At 70.7% G+C, this 18107-nt stretch carries 16 protein-coding genes and 1 pseudogene; 9 read left to right on the top strand and 8 right to left on the bottom strand.

The window, feature by feature from the left end:
* The first annotated feature begins 66 nt into the window (after positions 1 to 66).
* The gene (locus tag J7357_RS19260; protein ID WP_209248959.1) at positions 67 to 1935 is read left to right on the top strand and encodes an SLC13 family permease; all 1869 of its coding nucleotides are present in this window, start codon (positions 67 to 69) and stop codon (positions 1933 to 1935) included.
* 35 nt (positions 1936 to 1970) lie between these two features.
* Here J7357_RS19260 and J7357_RS19255 read toward each other — a convergent pair whose 3' ends face one another.
* Positions 1971 to 2309: a Rieske (2Fe-2S) protein gene (locus J7357_RS19255; protein ID WP_209248957.1), complete on the bottom strand. Its 339-nt coding sequence runs from the start codon at positions 2307 to 2309 to the stop codon at positions 1971 to 1973.
* A 203-nt stretch (positions 2310 to 2512) separates the two neighbouring features.
* On the opposite strand from J7357_RS19255, the gene J7357_RS19250 reads away from it, so the two are divergent.
* The 5 genes from J7357_RS19250 to J7357_RS19230 all read left to right on the top strand — a co-directional run bounded on the left by J7357_RS19250 (position 2513) and on the right by J7357_RS19230 (position 6783).
* The gene (locus J7357_RS19250) at positions 2513 to 2785 is read left to right on the top strand and encodes a hypothetical protein (RefSeq protein WP_017910413.1); all 273 of its coding nucleotides are present in this window, start codon (positions 2513 to 2515) and stop codon (positions 2783 to 2785) included.
* A gap of 118 nt (positions 2786 to 2903) precedes the next feature.
* Positions 2904 to 3611 carry a fumarylacetoacetate hydrolase family protein gene (locus tag J7357_RS19245; protein WP_209248955.1) on the top strand — a complete coding sequence of 236 codons (708 nt, stop codon included), beginning with the start codon at positions 2904 to 2906 and terminating at the stop codon, positions 3609 to 3611.
* A 125-nt stretch (positions 3612 to 3736) separates the two neighbouring features.
* A complete protein-coding gene (gene mscL, locus J7357_RS19240) occupies positions 3737 to 4156 on the top strand; it encodes a large-conductance mechanosensitive channel protein MscL (RefSeq protein ID WP_019802352.1) in 420 nt (139 codons plus the stop codon).
* 96 nt (positions 4157 to 4252) lie between these two features.
* Positions 4253 to 5668, top strand: a complete 1416-nt coding sequence (locus tag J7357_RS19235; protein ID WP_209248953.1) for a M28 family peptidase — start codon at positions 4253 to 4255, stop codon at positions 5666 to 5668.
* A gap of 62 nt (positions 5669 to 5730) precedes the next feature.
* Entirely contained in the window at positions 5731 to 6783 is a 1053-nt protein-coding gene (locus J7357_RS19230) for a LacI family DNA-binding transcriptional regulator (RefSeq protein WP_209248951.1), read from the top strand.
* A gap of 231 nt (positions 6784 to 7014) precedes the next feature.
* Here the strand turns inward: J7357_RS19230 and J7357_RS21545 are convergent.
* The 3 genes and pseudogenes from J7357_RS21545 to J7357_RS19220 form a co-directional block, all read right to left on the bottom strand.
* Positions 7015 to 7326: pseudogene (locus J7357_RS21545) on the bottom strand (cytochrome P450); the annotation flags it as partial.
* Between the two features lie 622 nt (positions 7327 to 7948).
* Entirely contained in the window at positions 7949 to 8029 is an 81-nt protein-coding gene (locus J7357_RS21435) for a tryptorubin family RiPP precursor (RefSeq protein WP_234006660.1), read from the bottom strand.
* A 207-nt stretch (positions 8030 to 8236) separates the two neighbouring features.
* On the bottom strand, positions 8237 to 9079 hold the full coding sequence (locus tag J7357_RS19220; RefSeq protein ID WP_209248947.1) for a TrmH family RNA methyltransferase: 843 nt from the start codon (positions 9077 to 9079) through the stop codon (positions 8237 to 8239).
* A 467-nt stretch (positions 9080 to 9546) separates the two neighbouring features.
* On the opposite strand from J7357_RS19220, the gene J7357_RS19215 reads away from it, so the two are divergent.
* Complete coding sequence (locus J7357_RS19215) at positions 9547 to 10608, top strand: hypothetical protein (protein WP_209248945.1); 1062 nt, start codon at positions 9547 to 9549, stop codon at positions 10606 to 10608.
* 53 nt (positions 10609 to 10661) lie between these two features.
* On the opposite strand, the gene J7357_RS19210 is transcribed toward J7357_RS19215, so the two are convergent.
* The gene (locus J7357_RS19210) at positions 10662 to 11219 is read right to left on the bottom strand and encodes a GNAT family protein (protein WP_244667666.1); all 558 of its coding nucleotides are present in this window, start codon (positions 11217 to 11219) and stop codon (positions 10662 to 10664) included.
* A gap of 166 nt (positions 11220 to 11385) precedes the next feature.
* Here J7357_RS19210 and J7357_RS19205 point away from each other — a divergent pair, with 166 nt between their 5' ends.
* Together J7357_RS19205 and J7357_RS19200 are read left to right on the top strand one after the other, a co-directional pair.
* Entirely contained in the window at positions 11386 to 12129 is a 744-nt protein-coding gene (locus J7357_RS19205) for a polysaccharide deacetylase family protein (protein ID WP_209248941.1), read from the top strand.
* Entirely contained in the window at positions 12126 to 13247 is a 1122-nt protein-coding gene (locus J7357_RS19200; protein WP_209248939.1) for a glycosyltransferase family 4 protein, read from the top strand. The genes J7357_RS19205 and J7357_RS19200 overlap by 4 nt, the downstream gene beginning before the upstream one ends.
* A gap of 25 nt (positions 13248 to 13272) precedes the next feature.
* Here the strand turns inward: J7357_RS19200 and J7357_RS19195 are convergent, their stop codons facing one another.
* The 3 genes from J7357_RS19195 to J7357_RS19185 all read right to left on the bottom strand — a co-directional run bounded on the left by J7357_RS19195 (position 13273) and on the right by J7357_RS19185 (position 18067).
* Positions 13273 to 16398, bottom strand: coding sequence for an efflux RND transporter permease subunit (locus J7357_RS19195; RefSeq protein WP_209248937.1), 3126 nt, complete (start codon positions 16396 to 16398; stop codon positions 13273 to 13275).
* A complete protein-coding gene (locus J7357_RS19190) occupies positions 16395 to 17492 on the bottom strand; it encodes an efflux RND transporter periplasmic adaptor subunit (protein ID WP_209248935.1) in 1098 nt (365 codons plus the stop codon). The genes J7357_RS19195 and J7357_RS19190 overlap by 4 nt, the downstream gene beginning before the upstream one ends.
* Before the next feature lie 152 nt (positions 17493 to 17644).
* Positions 17645 to 18067 (bottom strand): hypothetical protein, encoded by a 423-nt coding sequence (locus tag J7357_RS19185; RefSeq protein ID WP_209248933.1) that lies wholly within the window; start codon positions 18065 to 18067, stop codon positions 17645 to 17647.
* Between the last annotated feature and the right edge of the window lie 40 nt (positions 18068 to 18107).

Genomic DNA, 18107 nt, shown 5'->3' with positions numbered 1-18107 from the left:
CGACGACCTGCGACGACCGGCCGCTTCTGCCATTCTCCATTCCCGATTCCCCATTCCCGGCCTCGCATGGATACCGCGCTGACGCTGACCACCGATATGAAGCTCGTGCTCGGGCTGGTCGGCTTCACCATGGCGATGTTCGTGTTCGAGCGGATCCGCGCCGACGTGGTGGCGCTGGTGGTGCTGGTGGTGCTCGGGGTGACCGGCCTGATCGCGCCGGAGGAGCTGTTCAGCGGCTTCTCCGGTAACGCGGTGATGAGCATCATCGCCACCACCATCCTCGGCGCCGGGCTGGAGCGCACCGGCGCGCTGAACCGGCTGGCGTCGTGGCTGCTGCGCCGGGCGCGCGGGGTCGAGGAACGGTTGATGCTGCTGACCACCGCCATCGCCGGGCTCAATTCCTCGTTCATGCAGAACCCCTCGGTGATGGCGCTGTACCTGCCGGTGGCCTCGCGCCTGGCCGGACGCACCGGGCTGACCCTGCAGCGGCTGCTGCTGCCGATCGCCGCGGCCATCGTGATGGGCGGTGCGCTGACCATGGTCGGCAACTCGCCGCTGATCCTGCTCAACGACCTGCTGCAGTCGGCCAACAACAACCTGCCCTCGGGCATGGCCACCATCGAGCCGCTGCGCATGTTCGCGCCGCTGCCGATCGGCGTGGCGCTGCTGGCGGCGTCGCTGATCTATTTCCGCGTGCGTGGCGACAAGGCACTGGCCGAAGAGGAGCGGCTGATCAACGACGGCGTCACCCCGGCGCGCACCGAGAGCTATTTCGCCCGCACCTACGGCATCGAAGGCGACGTGTTCGAGCTGATCGTCAGTGCCGACAGCCCGCTGGTCGGCATGACCCTGGGCGAGGCCGAGACCGTGCACAACGCGCCGCTGCTGCTAGCCCTGAAGACCGGCAACGACACCCGCCTGGCGCCGCCGGTGGACATGCGCATCTGGGTCGGCAGCGTGCTCGGGGTGATGGGCGCGCGCCAGCAGGTCGCCGATTTCGCGCAGAACCAGTTCCTGCGCCTGTCCTCGCGCCTGCGCAACCTCGGCGACCTGTTCAACCCCAGCCGCGCCGGCATCTCCGAGGCGGTGATCCCGCCGACCTCGCGCTTCATCGGCAAGAGCGCGGCCGAGCTGCGCCTGCGCAAGCAGGCCGGGATCAGCCTGCTGGCGATCAACCGCGACAAGCAGGTGATCCGCGAGGACGTGCGCAAGGTAGCGCTGCGCGCCGGCGACATGCTGGTGTTTCACAGCATCTGGCAGGACCTGGCGCAGGCCTCGGAAAGCCGCGATTTCGTGGTGGTCACCGACTACCCCAAGGGCGAGCACCGCCCGCACAAGTTCAAGATCGCGATGACGATCTTCGCCCTGACCATCCTGATCGCGCTGACCTCCAGGCTGCCGGTGGCGCTGACCCTGATGACCGGCGTGGCCGGCATGCTGCTGACCGGCGTGCTGCGCATGGACGAGGCCTACGCGGCGATCAACTGGAAGACCGTGTTCCTGATGGCCGGGCTGATCCCGCTGGGCTGGGCGATGGACAGCAGCGGCGCCGCCGCCTGGGTCGCCGGCCATACCATCGCGCGCTTGCCCGAGGGCATGCCGGTGTGGGCGCTGGAGATCGCCCTGGGCCTGCTGACCACCGCGTTCTCGCTGGTGATCAGCCATGTCGGCGCGACCATCGTGATGGTGCCGATCGCGGTCAACCTGGCGCTTGCGGCCGGCGGCAATCCCACCGCGTTCGCGCTGATCGTGGCGCTGTCGGCATCCAACAACCTGATGACCGCGTCCAATCCGGTGATCTCGATGATCACCGGCCCGGCCAACTACCAGCCGCGCGAACTGTGGCGCGTCGGCGGCCCGCTGTCGCTGGTCTACACCCTGGTGGTGGTGCTGATGGTCAACCTGATGTCGATGGGCTGGTGGCACGCGCTGTAGCCGCGCGCCGCCTCGCAAGCGCGCCTGCTTACGCCCTAGACCAGCACCACCTGCCCTGCCCGCACGTCCACCGGCACCGCGTGCAGGCTCTGGCCGCGGCAGGGGCCGGACACGCACTCACCGCCCTGCAGTTCGAACGCAGCGCCATGCGCGGCGCACACCACATGGCCCTCGCGGCTTTTCAGGAACTGCCCCGGCGCCCAGTCCAGGCGGCGCCCGGCGTGCGGGCATACGTTCAACCACGCGCGCACGGTGTCGCCATCGCGGTACAGCAGCAGCGACTCGGATTCGCCGCCGATCAGCACCTCGGCCTCGGCCAGTTCGCCGGAAACGAGGGCGTGCAGCGACGCCAGCACGGCGGAAGATTCGGTCATGGCTCACAGGCACGCACAGCATTGGGGCCGCAATTCTGGCACGGACGCGCGTGGCCCGCGCCGGCGTGCGACTTCACTCGGCAAGGACATGCAAGCGGTTGAACGCAAAGTGTTAATTTTTCGCTTAACGAAGTTTTCACTCCGTCACATAAAACAGCGTCGATACTGCGCGCCTTCGGTTCAAACTGAAACAGAGTTCTGCCATGCGCGCTCGCCTCTTCAATTTCGACCAATTCCGGCACGTTTTCGCGCCGCGCAAGCCGCGCCATCCGCTGGTGAAGCTGGCCGTGGGCCTGCTCGGCCTGGCGATCCTGGCCGGGCTGGTGTTCGTCAGCGTGTTCGTGGGCGCGGCGATGATCCTGGGCGGCATCGCCATGAAGCTGCTGAGCCAGCGCGGCAAGCGCCCGGCCACCGCGCGCCGGCATGTCGTCGATGGCGAGTACCGGGTGGTGCGCAAGCCGGCCTTGCCGCTTTAGAGCTGGGAATGGGGAATCGGGATTGGGGAATCGCGAGAGCGACATCCGCTTCCCTGTTGGAATCGGGTTGAACCCGACCCGCTAAACTGCGGCATCCCCTCTCGTTGGATGCATGCTCATGAAAGATCTGTTTGCCGCTGCTGAGGCTCCGCGCGTTCCTGTGCGCGGCCAGGGGCTTTTCCCGGTGCATCGCATCTATTGCGTGGGCCGCAACTTCGCCGACCATGCGCGGGAGATGGGCGCCAGTGCGCCGGCGTCGAAGGCCGAGCGCGGCCAGCCGACCTTCTTCATGAAACCGGCCGATGCGCTGGTGATCGGCGACGAGGCCATCCCCTACCCGTCCGCGACCCAGGACCTGCACCACGAGGTGGAACTGGTGGTGGCGCTGGGCCAGGACGCGCCGGCCGGCGTGCTGCCGGTGGAAAGCGCCGAGGCGCTGATCCTGGCCTATGGCGTGGGCCTGGACCTGACCCGACGCGACCTGCAGGCCGCGGCCAAGGCCAAGGGCCTGCCGTGGGATATCGCCAAGGGCTTCGACGCGTCCGCGCCGATCAGCGAGCTGATCCCGGCCGGCGAGGTCGGTGCGCTGGAAGCGCTGAACCTGTCGCTGGAGGTCAACGGCGAAGTCCGTCAGCAGTCGCTGCTGGAGCAGATGATCTGGAACGTGCCGGAGATCCTGCACGAATTGTCCAAGCTGTTCGCGCTGCGCGCTGGCGACCTGGTGTTCATGGGCACGCCGGCCGGCGTGGCCGCGCTGCGTCCGGGCGACCGCTTCAGCGCGCGCCTGGAGAACGTGGCCGAGCGGCATGGGCGCATCGTCGGCTGAGTTGGTCGGCCGAGGACGCGCGCAGTCGCGCGGCGCGGACGCAGGCCTGTGACCCGACGACCACAATCGCTGCGCTAGGCTAGCGCCGCGGCGACAGGCCCGCACTGACAAGAAGAGGAGTTCCGATGAGCATGATCCGCGAATTCAAGGAATTCGCCATGCGCGGCAACGTGCTGGACCTGGCGGTCGGCGTGGTGCTCGGCGCCGCGTTCGGCAAGATCGTCACCGCGCTGGTGGAGAAGATCATCATGCCGCCGATCGGGTTGCTCGTCGGCGGCGTGGACTTCTCGCGCTGGGCGTGGACGCTGAAGGCGGCCACGGTGGACGCGGCGGGCAAGCCGGTGCCGGCGGTGGTGATCGGCATCGGCGATTTCCTCAACACCATCATCCAGTTCGTGATCGTGGCCTTCGCCATCTTCATGCTGGTCAAGGCGATCAACCGCATCGCGCGCAAGGAGCCGCCGGCGCCGAAGGCTCCGACCGAGGAAGTGCTGCTGCTGCGCGAGATCCGCGATTCGCTCAAGCACGAGCCGCGCGCGGAGTAAGCGCGACGGTGCGCGCGGCCTCTTCCATGGAGGCCGCGCCGTGCACGGCGGCGAGGCACTGTTAAGCTCCCTGTTCCTGTGTCCGCGGAGTTTTCCATGCGCCGTCTCGCCGTCGTCATCGCTGCCGTCCTGAGCCTGTCCTCCACCGCCAACGCGGCCGAGGCCACGCGCATTCCAGAGGCGGCGCTGCGCGATGCAGCGACGCTGCGCGAGCGGGCGCTGGCCGACGACACCGGCTGGAAGGTGGTCGAATCGCTGACCACCGAAATCGGTCCGCGCATGGCCGGCAGCGAGGCCGATGCACGCGCGGTGGCCTGGGCCACCGCGAAATTCAAGGCGCTGGGCTTCGACAAGGTCTGGACCGAGCCGGTGACGTTCCCGAAGTGGGAGCGGCGCAGCGAACACGCACAGGTGCTCGGCGCGCACGCGCAACCGCTGACCGTCACCGCGCTGGGCGGCAGCCCCGGCGGCACGGTCGAGGGCGAGGTGGTGCGTTTCGCCGACCTGGCCGCGTTGCAGGCGGCGCCCGCCGACGCGCTGCGCGGCAAGATCGCCTTCGTCGACTACCAGATGCTGCGCACCCGCGACGGCAAGGACTACGGCAATGGCGGCGCGGTGCGCAGCAAGGGGCCGTCCGAAGCGATCCGCAAGGGCGCCGTCGGTTTCGTGATGCGCTCGGCCGGCACCGATTCGCACCGCGTGCCGCATACCGGCATCACCCGCTTCGACGACGGCCTGACGCCGGTGCCGTCGGCGGCGCTGTCGGTGCCCGATGCCAACCAACTGGCGCGCCTGCTCGCGCGCGGCCCGGTGCGCCTGCGCCTGGCGCTGGACTGCGGCTGGGACGGCACCGCCACTTCCTACAACGTGATCGGGCAGATCACCGGGCGCACGCTGCCCAACGAGGTGGTGCTGATCGGCGGGCACCTGGATTCGTGGGACCTGGGCACCGGCGCGATCGACGACGGCGCCGGCGTGGCGATCAGCATGGCCGCCGGGCATTTGATCGGCCAGCTCAAGCAGGCGCCCAAGCGCAGCATCCGCGTGGTCGCCTTCGCCAACGAGGAGCAGGGCCTGTACGGCGGCAAGGCCTACGCGCAGGCGCATGCCAAGGACGTGGCGCGGCACCAGATCGCCGCCGAGAGCGATTTCGGCGCCGGCCGCATCTACGCCTTCAACACCGGCTCCGGCGACGCCGCCGGCTCGCGCGAAGCAACCCGGCAGATCGCCGAGGCGCTGGCACCGCTCGGCATCGCCTACGCGCCGGACGCCGGCGGCCCCGGCCCGGATGTCGGCCCGCTGGCGGCCAAAGGCGGCGCCTGGGCCTGGCTGGCGCAGGACGGCAGCGATTACTTCGATCTGCATCACACCGCCGACGACACCCTGGACAAGATCGACCCGAAGGCGCTGGCGCAGAACGTCGCCGCGTATGCGGTGTTCGCGTATCTGGCGGCGCAGGCCGACGGCGGGTTCGGCAGCCAGGCCAAGACAGTGGAACCGCCCAGGGAGTAAAGTGCACCGGACCTGCGCAGGACGCGCGCAGGGGCTTCCCTTCCGCAGCTGCGCCAGGACCTTTGATGGGCATACGGCAACGTCGCGCGGGCTCAGCGGTGACGTTGCTGGATGTGGCCCGCCATGCGGGCGTGTCGCCGATGACTGCTTCGCGCGTGATCAACCGCCACCCGCGCGTGAGCGCGACCATGCGCGAGCGCGTCGAGGCGTCGATCCAGGCGCTCGGCTACCGCCCCAACCTCGCCGGCCGCTCGCTGCGCACCGCAGGACTGGCCCGCATCGGCGTGCTGTACAGCAACCCCAGCGCGGCCTACCTCAACCAGTTCATGCTCGGCGTGCTCGAACGCAGCAGCCTGGAAGGCTGCCAGGTGCTGGTGGAGAAGAGCGAGGACAGCGACAGCCAGCGCGCCGCCACCGAACGCCTGCTCGATGCCGGCGCCGATGGCCTGATCCTGCCGCCGCCGCTGTGCGATGCGCGGCAGACCATCGCCGAACTGGAAGCGCGCGGCATCCCGCTGGTGGCGGTGGCCACCGGCGCGCCATTGCCCGGGGTCAGCTCGGTGCGCATCGACGACTACGCGGCCGCATGCGCGCTCACCCAGCACCTGCTCGATCTGGGCCACCGCGACATCGGCTTCGTGAGCGGCGATCCCGGCCACACGCCCAGCGCGCTGCGCAGCCGCGGTTTCTTCGACACCATGGCGCGGGCCGGGCTGACGGTGGCGGCGGAACGCGTGGCCGAAGGCCTGTTCACCTACCGCTCCGGCCTGCTCGCGGCCACCGCGCTGCTGCAGGCCGCGCCGCGCCCCAGCGCGATCCTGTGCAGCAACGACGACATGGCCGCCGCGGCGCTGGCGATCGCCCACGGGCTGCGCCTGCGCGTGCCCGAGGATCTGTCGATCGCCGGCTTCGACGACACGCCGGTGGCAACGACGATCTGGCCGGAGCTGACCACCATCCACCAGCCGGTCACGGCGATGGGCGGGGCGGCGGTGACGCTGCTACTCGGCGAGATCCGCCAGCGCCGCGACGGCCTGCCCAGCCGCGGCACCCATCAGGTGCTGGACTACACCCTGGTCACGCGCGCCTCCACCGCACCGCCTGCAGCGGGCTGATCGCCGCGGCGACGCGTGCGCTGCCGCTCAGTCGCGCGCGTGCCGGACCACGTCGACCTGGGCGACGCCCAGCAGGCCGGTCAACGGCACCTCGGCGCGACGTTGCCGCGGGTCGGCCACCAACCCCTGGTTGCGCAGCAGGTCCAGCAACCGTTCCGCCAGTGGCATCACCATGTGCCGCCCCCAGCAGCGCTCGGAGGCATGGCCGAACGGCAGGTAGCCGGGCAACGCATCCGGGTCCAGGCCATCCCAGCGCTCGGGTCGGAACGCCTCCGGTTCGTCCCACAGCGCCGGATCGCGATGGCTGAGCAAGGGCAGTACCAGCACGTCGTCGCCGGCGCCGATGCGCGGATCCAGCGCGCCGTACTCGGGCGAGGCGTTGCGCAGGATGTTCCAGGATGGCGGCAGCAGGCGCAGGGTCTCGTAGAGGATGTTGCGGTTGCAGACATGCGGGTCGAACGGCGACCCCAGCCACAGCGCATTGGCGACCAGCGTGGAAATGGTGAAGCACACCGGCGCGGCGGTGCGCCGGTACAACCCCATCGCATCGCGACGTTCGCGGTAGTTGCCGGCCGCGGACAGCAACGTGGCCAGTGCCGAGGCGTCCGCGCCCGGCGCCAGCGGTGCAAGCGCGCCGGCGGCGATCACTGCCCAGGTCAGGCGCGGCGTCAGTTCCAGGGTGCGGTCCATCAGCAGGCGCAGCCGCCAGGGATCGCCGCCGAGCAGCAGATCGCGCAGATAGACATGGCCGACATGCGGCCAGGGGCCGGACAGATCGAGCGTCGCGGGGACCGGGCGCTTCAGCGCCTCGCGCACGTCGCGGCCGATCGCCTGCATCAGCTTGGCCGCTTCGCTGCGCGCGATCGAGCGGCCGTGCAGCGGTTTGAAGGTCGGGCGTTCGTGTTCGGTCGCGGGCCGGGCCGCGAGCAGGCGGTCGGTCAACGTCGGCCCGGCGACGCCGACCGTGTCGGCATCCAGGCGGAACGCCTCCTGCCCCACATGCGTGCGCAGCAGGTCCTGCAGACGCGGCGCGAAGACCGTGGCGCGCGCGTGGCGATCGACCAGGGTGGCGGACATCGCGAGTCTCCTGAAGGAACGGCGCCCGGCGCAGCGTCGCCGCCGGGCACCGGCCGCACGCGACAGCGCGCGGCAACGCACAGGGCGCTCAGTACCAGATGTACCAGGCGTACGACTTCAGCGGCTTCTTCGACGACAGCAGGTGCTTGATGGAGAACAGCAGCTTCATAGCGACATCTCCGCAGGAGTGACGATGGCCCTTTCGGGAGGGGGAACTGCGCGGTCTCGCTGGCACGCATCGCGCGAAGCGCGATCGCATCGACGAGGCGCGCCTGCACGCTACGCCGCCGACAAGCGCCCCGCAAACCCGAAACCGGCAGATGCGCACACTATTTCGTAGCCAAATGCAGCCGCCCCCTGGCGCCGGCCGCCGGGTTCAGCGCGCAGCGGGTTGGTGCGGATGCCGGCTGCGCCAGGTGCCCAGCAACACCGCGGTGGCGGCGGCGACATTGAGGCTTTCCACCGCGCCGCTGCCCGGGATCGACAGGCGCAGGTCGCAGGCCTGCGCGAAGTCGCGATCCATGCCGTCGCTCTCGGCGCCCATGACGTAGACCAGGCGTTGCGGCAAGGCGCTGGCGAACAGATCGTCGCCGCCGGCCACCAGCGTCGCCGCCAGGGCGAAGCCCGCGCCACGCAACTGCGCCACTGCCTGCGCCGACGGCGGCAGCCGCACCAGCGGCACCGCCTCGGCGCCGCCCTCGGCCACGCGCGCGGCAGCACCGGACAGCGCCAGTGCGGCCTGCTCCGGCAACAGGATCGCGCCCACGCCGAAATGCGCCGCAGAGCGCAGGATCGCGCCGAAGTTGTGCGGATTGCCCACGCCGTCCAGCCACAGCGCCACCACCGGTCCCGGCGCCAGCGTCTGCAGCCAGTCGGCCAAGGCCAGCGGCGCGACGCGCAGCACGTCGGCGACCACGCCTTCGTGGTGGCTGCTGGCGGCGAGCTTGTGCAGGTCGGCGTCGTCCACCACGCGGTAGCCGACCCGATTGGCCACGCACCACTTCAGCAGCGGCTGCAGCGCCGGAATCCGCGCCTCGCTCAGGTACAGCTTGCGGATCGCCTCCGGCCGCCGCGCGTACACCGCGCGCACGGCGTTGAGGCCGTAGAGGCGCAGTTCGTTGCGGTTGGTCGCCGCCGCCGCACCCTCGCCGCCGGCCCCTCTCCCGGGGGGAGAGGGGGGGCTTGCACCGCGTGGGCGGTTGCCCCAGGGCGAGGTCATCGGCGCACGCCCGTGGCGCAGCGGGAACGAAGGGCATGACGCATGGCAATCTCCTGAAAAAAAACGCGGGCCGCTCGTCGGGAACGGCGGGCTGCGGACATTTTCGCTCATCCGCGCGCCGCCGGCTGCCCCCGGCGTGGTCCAGCGCGGCGCCGGCACTTGTCTACATCGCGCGACACGAAGCGCAAACCAGATCGCGGCGGCGACCGAGAAGCAGTTCACCCTCGCACGCACCATGCGGGATTCGCGGCGAGGCATGCGGAAATCCGACAAGCGCGCGCTGCGTGTTGGGTCCATCGTCGCCGCTTCCTCAGCGACCACGCAGGCCTCTATCGAGCACAGCCACGTCCCATCCCACTCGCTTCGCAGACGGGAGGCACGCCGCGACCGTCGGCGCCGCAACGCGCCGCGCCGCCGCATGGCCTCCCGAGAACGCATTCCGCATTCTCACGACAAGGCGAACTCCCATGCACTCCGACTTCCGCGTTTCTTCCTGGACCGCACGCCACCGCGCCTGCACCGCATTGCTGATGCTGCTGGCGCTGTTCGGCCTCAGCGCCGGCGCGCTGGCGCAGACCGCCGCACCCGATGCGCGCCTGGCCCGGGCCGGCGCCCTGCGCGCCGCACACAAACCCGTCGACGTTCCCGACGACTACATCCAGACGCCCTTCGGCTACTTCGCGCCGGCCTGCGTGCGCCAGGTGCATCGCAACGAGCGCGTGCTCGGCGACGGCGGCCTGCAGCGCGCCAGCGGCGTGCGCGAACAGGCGCAGGCCTGCACCCAGGACAACTTCACGCCCAGCGGCATCCGGGTACGGCCTGACGGACGCGGCGTGGATGGCCGACAAGTCCGCGGCAACGCCGCACTGGCAGCCTCCAGCGCACGCCGCGCGGTGCCGCCGCCGATCACCCACGACTGGGTGCAGTCGGCCATCGACGTGACCGGCAACAAGATGGGCCGCATCGTGGCCAGTTGGACGGTGCCGCAGAATCCGACCAACGTGGCGCAGCAGACGGTGTATTTCTTCCCCGGCATGCAGAGCGACGATCCGACCATCCTGCAACCGGTGCTGGGCTACCGCGGCGACAGCAATACCTGGGATCTGAGCAGTTGGAATTGCTGCCAGGACGGCATGGTCTGGTACAGCGACTTCATCCCGGCCAAGGCCGGCGACCGGATCGTCGGCGATACCTATGCCACCTGCAACAACGGCAGGCCCTGCGCGAACTGGAACGTCGATACGCGCAACGTCACCAGCGGCCAGAGCGTGCGACTCAGCACCACCTACGACATCAATTCCCGGACGCACCTGGTGGTGGGCGGCGCGCTGGAAGTGTATGCGGTGGACAGCTGCGACCAGTATCCGCCCGACCGCCGCATCACCTTCGACGCGATCGGCGTCTACGACTACCGCATGCAACGGGTGGCCTCGCCGGCATGGGTGTCCTACAGCGACAGTTCCGGCCTGGACGTGCAGTGCGACTACGCCGTGGACACCACCGCCACCTCGGCGACCATTTCCTACTGACGTCGCATGATCGCCTGAGTCGCGTCGCCGCCCGACGGCGGCGGCGACGCGACTCAGGCGCCGGGCCAGGTGCGCGCGAACAGCCGCAGCGCGCGCCGTTGCCCGTCGCGCACCGACACTTCGGAGCGCACGCCGATCTCGGCGAAACCGTTCTTCTGCAGCACCCGCGCCGAGCCCGGGTTGTCCGGCAGTACCAGCGCCTCGATCCGCTGCAGGCGCAGCACCGGCACCGCCCAGTCCAGGTAGACGGCGACGATGCGGGTCATCCGCCCCTGGCCCCAATGCGCACTGCCGAGCCAGTAGCCGAGTTCCGCGCAGCCGGGCGCCGGCACAGCCGCCGCATGCAGGCCGATCCCACCGCAGGCCTCGCCGCCGATCTCGATCGCCAGCACCGGGTCGCGCAGGTCGATCACCTGCCCGCCCAGGAACGCGGCGCCGTCGGCGCGCGTGTAGGGATGCGGGAAACGCCGGCTGAGCCCGCGCGCCACCTGGGCGTCGTCGGCGTGGCGGACCAATGCGTCCAGGTCGCTGGCGCGCCAGCGACGCAGCGCGATCCCGTCCAGTTGCAGCCGCAGGTCGTGCCAGCGGCCGGCCACGGCGGTCTCGGACATCGGCGGCTCCTGCGGCAACGGAACGCCCAGCATAGCCGCCGGCCGGGCCGTCCGCCGGGTCGCGCAATCGTCTACGGCTGAGGGTTTTACCCGACAGACCAGCGAAAGCCAGCGCCGGTAGACTCCCGCGCCGCACCTCGCCCTTCCGTCCCAAGAGCCGTTCCCGATGCCCTCCGACACCGCCGCCACGGCCCGCATTCCGATCTTCATGTACCACAACGTGGCCGAGGCGCCACGCCATCTGCAGGTGTACCGCAGCCTGTACGTCAGCCCGGGCCGCTTCGCCCGGCAGATGCGCCTGCTGCAGCGGCTGGGCTACCGCGGCGTGTCCATGTCCGACGCCATGCCCTACCTGCGCGGCGAGCGCCAGGGCAAGGTCGCGGTGGTCACCCTGGACGACGGCTACCTGGACAACCTGCACGCGGCGCTGCCGGTGCTGCAGCGGCTGGGCTTCACCGCCACGGTGTACATGGTCAGCGGCTGCATCGGCCGCCACAACGTGTGGGATGCGCAGAAGCTGGGCATCGAGAAGCCGCTGATGAACCTCGCCGAGCTGCGCCAGTGGCGCGACGGCGGCATGGAGATCGGCGCGCACACCCGCTCGCACCCGCACCTGACCGGCTGCAGCGATGCCGCCCTGCGCGAGGAGATCGGCGGCTGCAAGCGCGAACTGGAGGACCTGCTCGGCGAGGCGGTGCCGCAGTTCTGCTACCCGTACGGCGATGTCGACGACCGCGTCGCCGACGTGGTGCGCGAGGCCGGCTACACCGCCGCCACCAGCACCCGCCGCGGCCGCGCCCCGGCCGGCTCGGACCCGATGCGCTACCCGCGCATCCAGGTCGCGCGCCATCACCTGCTGCCGCAGTTCGCGCTGCGCGCCTTCACCGCCTACGAGGACCGGCGCGGATGAAATTCCTGTTCGTAGGCACCAATCCCGAAAACACCGGCGCGGCCACCCATTTCGTGGCGCTGGCGCAGGCGCTGGCCGGCGTCGGCCACCAGGTCGAGGTCATCGCCTGCGAAGGCGGCCTGATCGCCGACGAGTTGCGCCGCAGCGGCATCACCGTGCATGTCGGGCACTTCCGCAACGTGCTGGACCCGGACGGCTACGGGCCGTTGCTGCGGGTGGCGCGGCGCAGCCGGCCGGACTGGCTGGTCGGCAACTTCGGCAAGGAATACTGGCCGCTGCTGCTGGCCGGACGTGCCCTGGGCATCCGCGTGGCGCTGTTCCGGCACCGCACGCCGGCGATGAGCGCGCTGTCCGGCTATGCGATCCCGCGGCTGGCGGCGCGCTTCTTCGCGGTGTCGCACTACGCGCGCCAGGCCTACCTGGAGCGCGGCGTGCCCGAGGCGCTGGTGCAGGTGCTGTACAACCCGGTGACCATGGAACGGCTGCGCCCGGATCCGGAACGTGGCCGTGCCATCCGCGCCGCGCAGGGCTTGCCCGAGGATGCGATCGTGCTTGGCTACAGCGGGCGCATGCATGCCGGCAAGGGCATTTTCCCGTTGCTGGAGGCTGCAGGAGCGGCGATGGCGCAGGAACCGCGCCTGCACTGCCTGTGGCTGGGCGACGGCCCGGACGCGGCGCAACTGCAGGCGCAGGCCGCGGCGCAGCCGCACGGCGAACGCCACCGCTTCGTCGGCTGGGTCAACGACACCACCCCGTACTACAACGCAATGTCGATGCTGGCGTTTCCGTCGCTGGCGCCGGAAACCTTCGGCCGGGTCTCGGTGGAAGCGCAGGCCAGCGCCGTGCCGGTGCTGGCCAGCCACGTCGGCGGCACCGCCGAGACGCTGGACCCCGGCGTCAGCGGCGAACTGCTCACCCCCGGGGACATCGCTAGCTGGCACGACGCGATCCTGCGCCTGTGCGACGGCGAACGGCGCCAGCGCATGGGCCAGGCCGGGCGCGACTTCGTGCAGCGCCATTTCGGCGGCGCGGTGATCGCCGCGCAGTTCGTGCACCTGCTGCAGCAGCCGCGCTGCGCGCCGCGGCCGCTGGCGTCGTCGCGGGTCGATCCGGCCTGAAGCAAGCCGGCCCGAGCGCTCCCGCTCAGGCGTGGCCGCCGACCGAGGGCGTCTGCGCCTCCAGTTGTTGCAGGCGCTGCTGCACCGCATCCGGCGACCGCGTGTACGGCGCCAGCAGCGCGTAGAACGCCGGCACCACGAACAGCGACAGCAGCGTCGACACCGACACGCCGAAGATCACCACGATGCCGATGGTGGCGCGGCTGGCCGACCCGGGGCCGCCGGCGACCACCAGCGGGATCGCGCCGACCACGGTGGCCAGCGAGGTCATCAGGATCGGGCGCAGACGCACCGCCGCCGCTTCGACGATGGCCTCTCGCACGCTGCGCCCGGCGTCGCGCAGCTGGTTGGCGAACTCGACGATCAGGATGCCGTTCTTGGCCGCCAGCCCGACCAGCATGACGATGCCGATCTGGCTGAACAGGTTGAGCGTGCCGCCGCTGATCGCCAGGCCGATCAGCGCGCCGAGCACACCCAGGGGCACGGTCAGCATGATCACCAGCGGGTGGATGAAGCTCTCGAACTGCGCCGCCAGCACCAGGTACACGATCAGCAGCGCCAGGGCGAAGGTCAGCAGCACCGCGCCGCCGGCCTTCTGGTACTCGCGCGATTCGCCCTTCCAGTCGAGCTGCGCGTAGTCGGGCAGTTCCTCGCGCGCCACCTGCTGCGCCCAGGCGATCGCCTCGCCGAGCGGATAGCCCGGGGCCAGGCCGGCGTTGATGGTGATCGCCCGCAGGCGATTGAAGCGATGCAGGTTGCCCGGCTCGGCGACTTCGCGCAGGGTCACCAGGTTCGACAGCGGGATCAGCTGGCCGTTGTCGGCGCGCACCCGGATCGCCGCCAGGTCGTCGGGGTTGGCGCGGCCGTCGCGGCTGGCCTGCAGCATCACGTCGTACTCCTCGCCGTTGTCGACGAAGGTGGTGACCTGGCGCGAGCCCATCAGCGTCTCCAGCGCGCGGCCGATCTCGGTCACCGGCACGCCGAGGTCGGCCGCGCGCTGGCGGTCGATCTCCACGCGCATCTGCGGCCGGGTTTCCTTGTAGTCCGAGTCGGCGCCGACCAGGCCGGGGTTGTCGGCGATGCGCGCGAGCAGGCGGTCGCGCCATTGCGCGATCTCGGCGTAGTCGGGGCCGCCGAGCACGATCTGGAACGGCTGCCCGCGGCTGTTGACCAGGCCGCCACCGACCTGGGTGCGCGCGCGCACGCCGGGCAGCGCGCGCAGTTCGTCCTGCAACTGGGCGGCGACGTCGGCGGTGGCCACGTCGCGCTCGCTCCAGTCGCGCAGGAACACGCTGACCCGGCCGGTGTGCATCTCCTCGCTGGCGCCGAAACTGCCGGGCACGCGCGGATTGGCGCGCGCGATCGGCTGGCCGTCGCCGCGGTGGCGATCGAGGATGGTCTCGACCTGGTGCATCTGCCCCACGGTGTAGTCGAAGCCGGCGCCTTCCGGCGCATCGATCATCACCTGGAACGAGCCGCGGTCCTCGGCCGGGGCCAGTTCCGAGGGAATCACCCGCGCCAGCAGCGCACTGGCCGCCAACGCCGCCAGCAGCAGCGCGCCGAACAGCCAGGCGCGGCCGACGTGGCGCTCGAGCACGCGCCGGTAGCGCGCGCTCAGCCCCTGCAGCCGCGCCTCGACCCAGCCATGTACGCGGTTGGGCTGCTCGCGCGCGTGCGCCTTGAGCAGCTTGGACGACATCATCGGGGTCAGGGTCAGCGCGACGAAGGCGGAGATCGCCACCGCCGCGGCCAGCGCCACCGCCAGTTCGCGGAACAGGCGCCCGGTGTTGCCTTCGAGGAAACCGACCGGCAGGAACACCGCCACCAGCACCGCGGTGGTGGCGATCACCGCGAAGGCGACCTGCGCGGTGCCGCGCCGCGCGGCCACCAGCGCCGGCTCGCCCAGATCGACGCGGCGCTGGATGTTCTCCACCACCACGATCGCATCGTCCACCACCAGGCCGATGCACAGCACCAAGGCGAGCAGGGTCAGCAGGTTGATCGAGAAGCCGAACGCATACAGCGCGATGAACGCGGCCACCAGGCACACCGGCACCGTCACCGCCGGAATCAGCGCCGCGCGCACGCTGCCCAGGAACAGCCAGATCACCACCAGCACCAGCACCACCGCCTCGATCAGGGTGTGGTAGACGCGCTCCACCGAGGCATCGATGAACACGGTGGAATCGAAGGCGACGAAGATCTGCGTGCCCTTGGGCAGGGTCTGCTGGATCTGCTGCGCGGCTGCGCGCGCGGCGCGGGCCACGTCCAGGCTGTTGGCGGTGGAGGTCTTGACGATGCCCAGGCCGACGTTGGGCACGCCGTTGCTGCGGAAGTAGGCGCGGCGCTCGGCCGAGGCCAGTTCCACCTTGGCCACGTCGCCCAGTCGCACCACGTAGCCGTCGCGGCCCTTGCCCAGCGGAATGGCGGCGAAGTCCGCGGGAGTGCGGTAGTTGCGCTCCACGCGCAGGGTGAAGTCGCGATCGGCCGATTCCAGGCGGCCGGCCGGCAGTTCCACGTTCTCGCGGGCCAGGGCGTTCTCGACGTCGGCCACGGTGAGCGCGCGCGCGGCCAACTGGTCGCGGTCCAGCCAGATCCGCATCGCGTAGCGCTGCCGCCCGCCCAGCATCACCTGCGCCACGCCGTCGATGCTGGACAGGCGGTCCACCACGTAGCGTTCGGCGTAATCGGACAGTTGCAGCGCGTCCATCGTGCTGGAGCTCATGTTGAGCCACAGGATGGCGTCGGCATCGGACTCGACCTTGGCGATCTCCGGCGCGTCGGCCTCGTCGGGCAGGCGGTCGAGCACGCGGCTGACCGCGTCGCGCACGTCGTTGGCGGCGGCCTCGATGTCGCGGGTGGCGCGGAACTCCAGGCTGATGTCGGCCACGCCGTTGGAACTGCGCGCCTGGATCGTCTCGATGCCTTCGATGCCGGCCAACGCGTCTTCCAGCACCTGGGTGATGCGGCTTTCCACCACCGCCGCCGAGGCGCCGGGATAGCGCACATCCACCGACACGATCGGCGGATCGATCGCCGGCAGCTCGCGCAGGGTCAGCCGGCTGTACGCCATCACCCCCAGCACCACCAGCAACAGGCTCATCACCGCGGCGAACACCGGCCGGGTGATGGAGACATCGGACAGCTTCATCGCGCCAGGTCCGCCGCGGCGCTGCCGCTGCGCGCGCCACCGCCGTTGCCGCCGGCGGCGGCATCGACCACGGCCACGCCCGGGCGCAGCTTGCCGGTGCCCTCGACCACGATGCGCTGGCCGGGCTGCAGGCCTTCCACGATCTCGACCAGGCCGTCGCGGCGCGTGCCGGTGCGCACGTCGGCGCGGGCCACGGTGGCATCGGCACCGACCCGGTACACGAAGGCATCGCGTCCCACCTGCACCACCGCGATCTCCGGGATCACCAGCGCCTGCCGCGCGGGCCGGTACAGGCGCACGTCCATCAGCATGCCCGGGCGCAGCGCGCGGTCGGCGTTGTCGAACGCGGCGCGCACGGTGACCGCACGGGTGGCGCTGTCCACGCGCGCATCCACCGTGGCGACCTTGCCTTCGAAGGCGCGCCCCGGGTAGGCCACACTGCGGCCGCCGACCACGTCTCCGGGCTTCACCGTCGACAGCGCGGCCTCCGGCACCTGGAAATCCACATAGACCTGGGCCACGTCGTCGAGCGTGGCGATGGTGGCGTCCGGCGTCAGCAGCGCGCCAGGGCTGACCTGACGCAGGCCGAGCACGCCGGCGAACGGCGCGCGCACGCTGCGGTCGCCGATCTCCGCACGCATCTGCAGCACCCGCGCCTGTGCGGCGTCGCGCAGGGCGCGTTGCGTGTCCAGTTGCGCGCGCGACACCAGTTGCCGACCGACCAGCTCGCTCTGCCGCCGGTACAGTTGCTCGGCCTCGGTGTAGGTGGCCTCGGCCTCGCGCAGCGCCGCCTGCTGGCCCTGCCCGCGCAGCGTCACCAGCGGCGCGCCGGCCGCCACTTCCTGGCCGCTCTCGAAATGCACACGCTCGACGATCTCGCTGACCTTGGCGGTCAGCGTCACCGACTCGCGCGCCTTGACCGTGCCCAGCGAGGACAGGCTGTCGTTCCAGTCGCGCAGCTGCACCGTCTGCAGCGTCACCGGAACCGCGGCATTGGCCTTGGCCGGCGCCGCGGGCTTGCCGCACCCGACAAGCGCGATCGACGACAACAGGAGATACACCAGGCGGACGCCGGCGCGTGGTCGGTGCGGCATGGAAATCCCGGACGCGTGGAGTTCGGCCCAGTCTAACGGCCCGGCGTGACCGGCGTTGAGACAGTTCGGGCATGACCGACGACCCTTGCCGGCCCGCCGAGGCGCTGCGCGATGAGACGCAGCGCACGCGTGGCGCGGCCTGCGGCGCTCACTCAATCCTTGGCGGTACGACGCCGGGTGAAGTACGGATAGGCCATCACGAAGGCGAGCGCCGATGCAGTCCCCAGCAGCATGCGCACCGCTTGCCCCAGAGTGTGCGGCACATACAGGGCATGCGCCGAGGCGTCATACCAGATCGCGTGCAGCATCATCAATCCGAACGAGGCCATCGGCAGTCCGAACACCAGCCAGCCGAAAAAACGCAACGCCGGCGACGTACGCCCCTCGGCCAACTTGCCGACGATCTCGGTGCTGGCCAGGTGGTACTGGAACGGATCGGAGGTGGCGTACCTGGGCGGCGGTGGCGGCGCTGGCTCCGGCTGCACCGGCTGATGCGTCACCTGTTCGGCGCACGCCGGCTGGACCAGTTCGGCCACATTGGTTCTGGCCAGCACGTCATGCAGCTTCGGATCCATGTGTTCCCCCTGAACGTTGCCCGGCAGCGTCGTCCGCCAC

This window comes from Xanthomonas sp. D-109, assembly GCF_017746095.1.
Taxonomy (GTDB): Bacteria; Pseudomonadota; Gammaproteobacteria; order Xanthomonadales; family Xanthomonadaceae; genus Xanthomonas_A; species Xanthomonas_A sacchari.
Note: the sequence above shows the minus strand (reverse complement) of the source record. Positions and strands in the feature narration are given on the sequence as shown.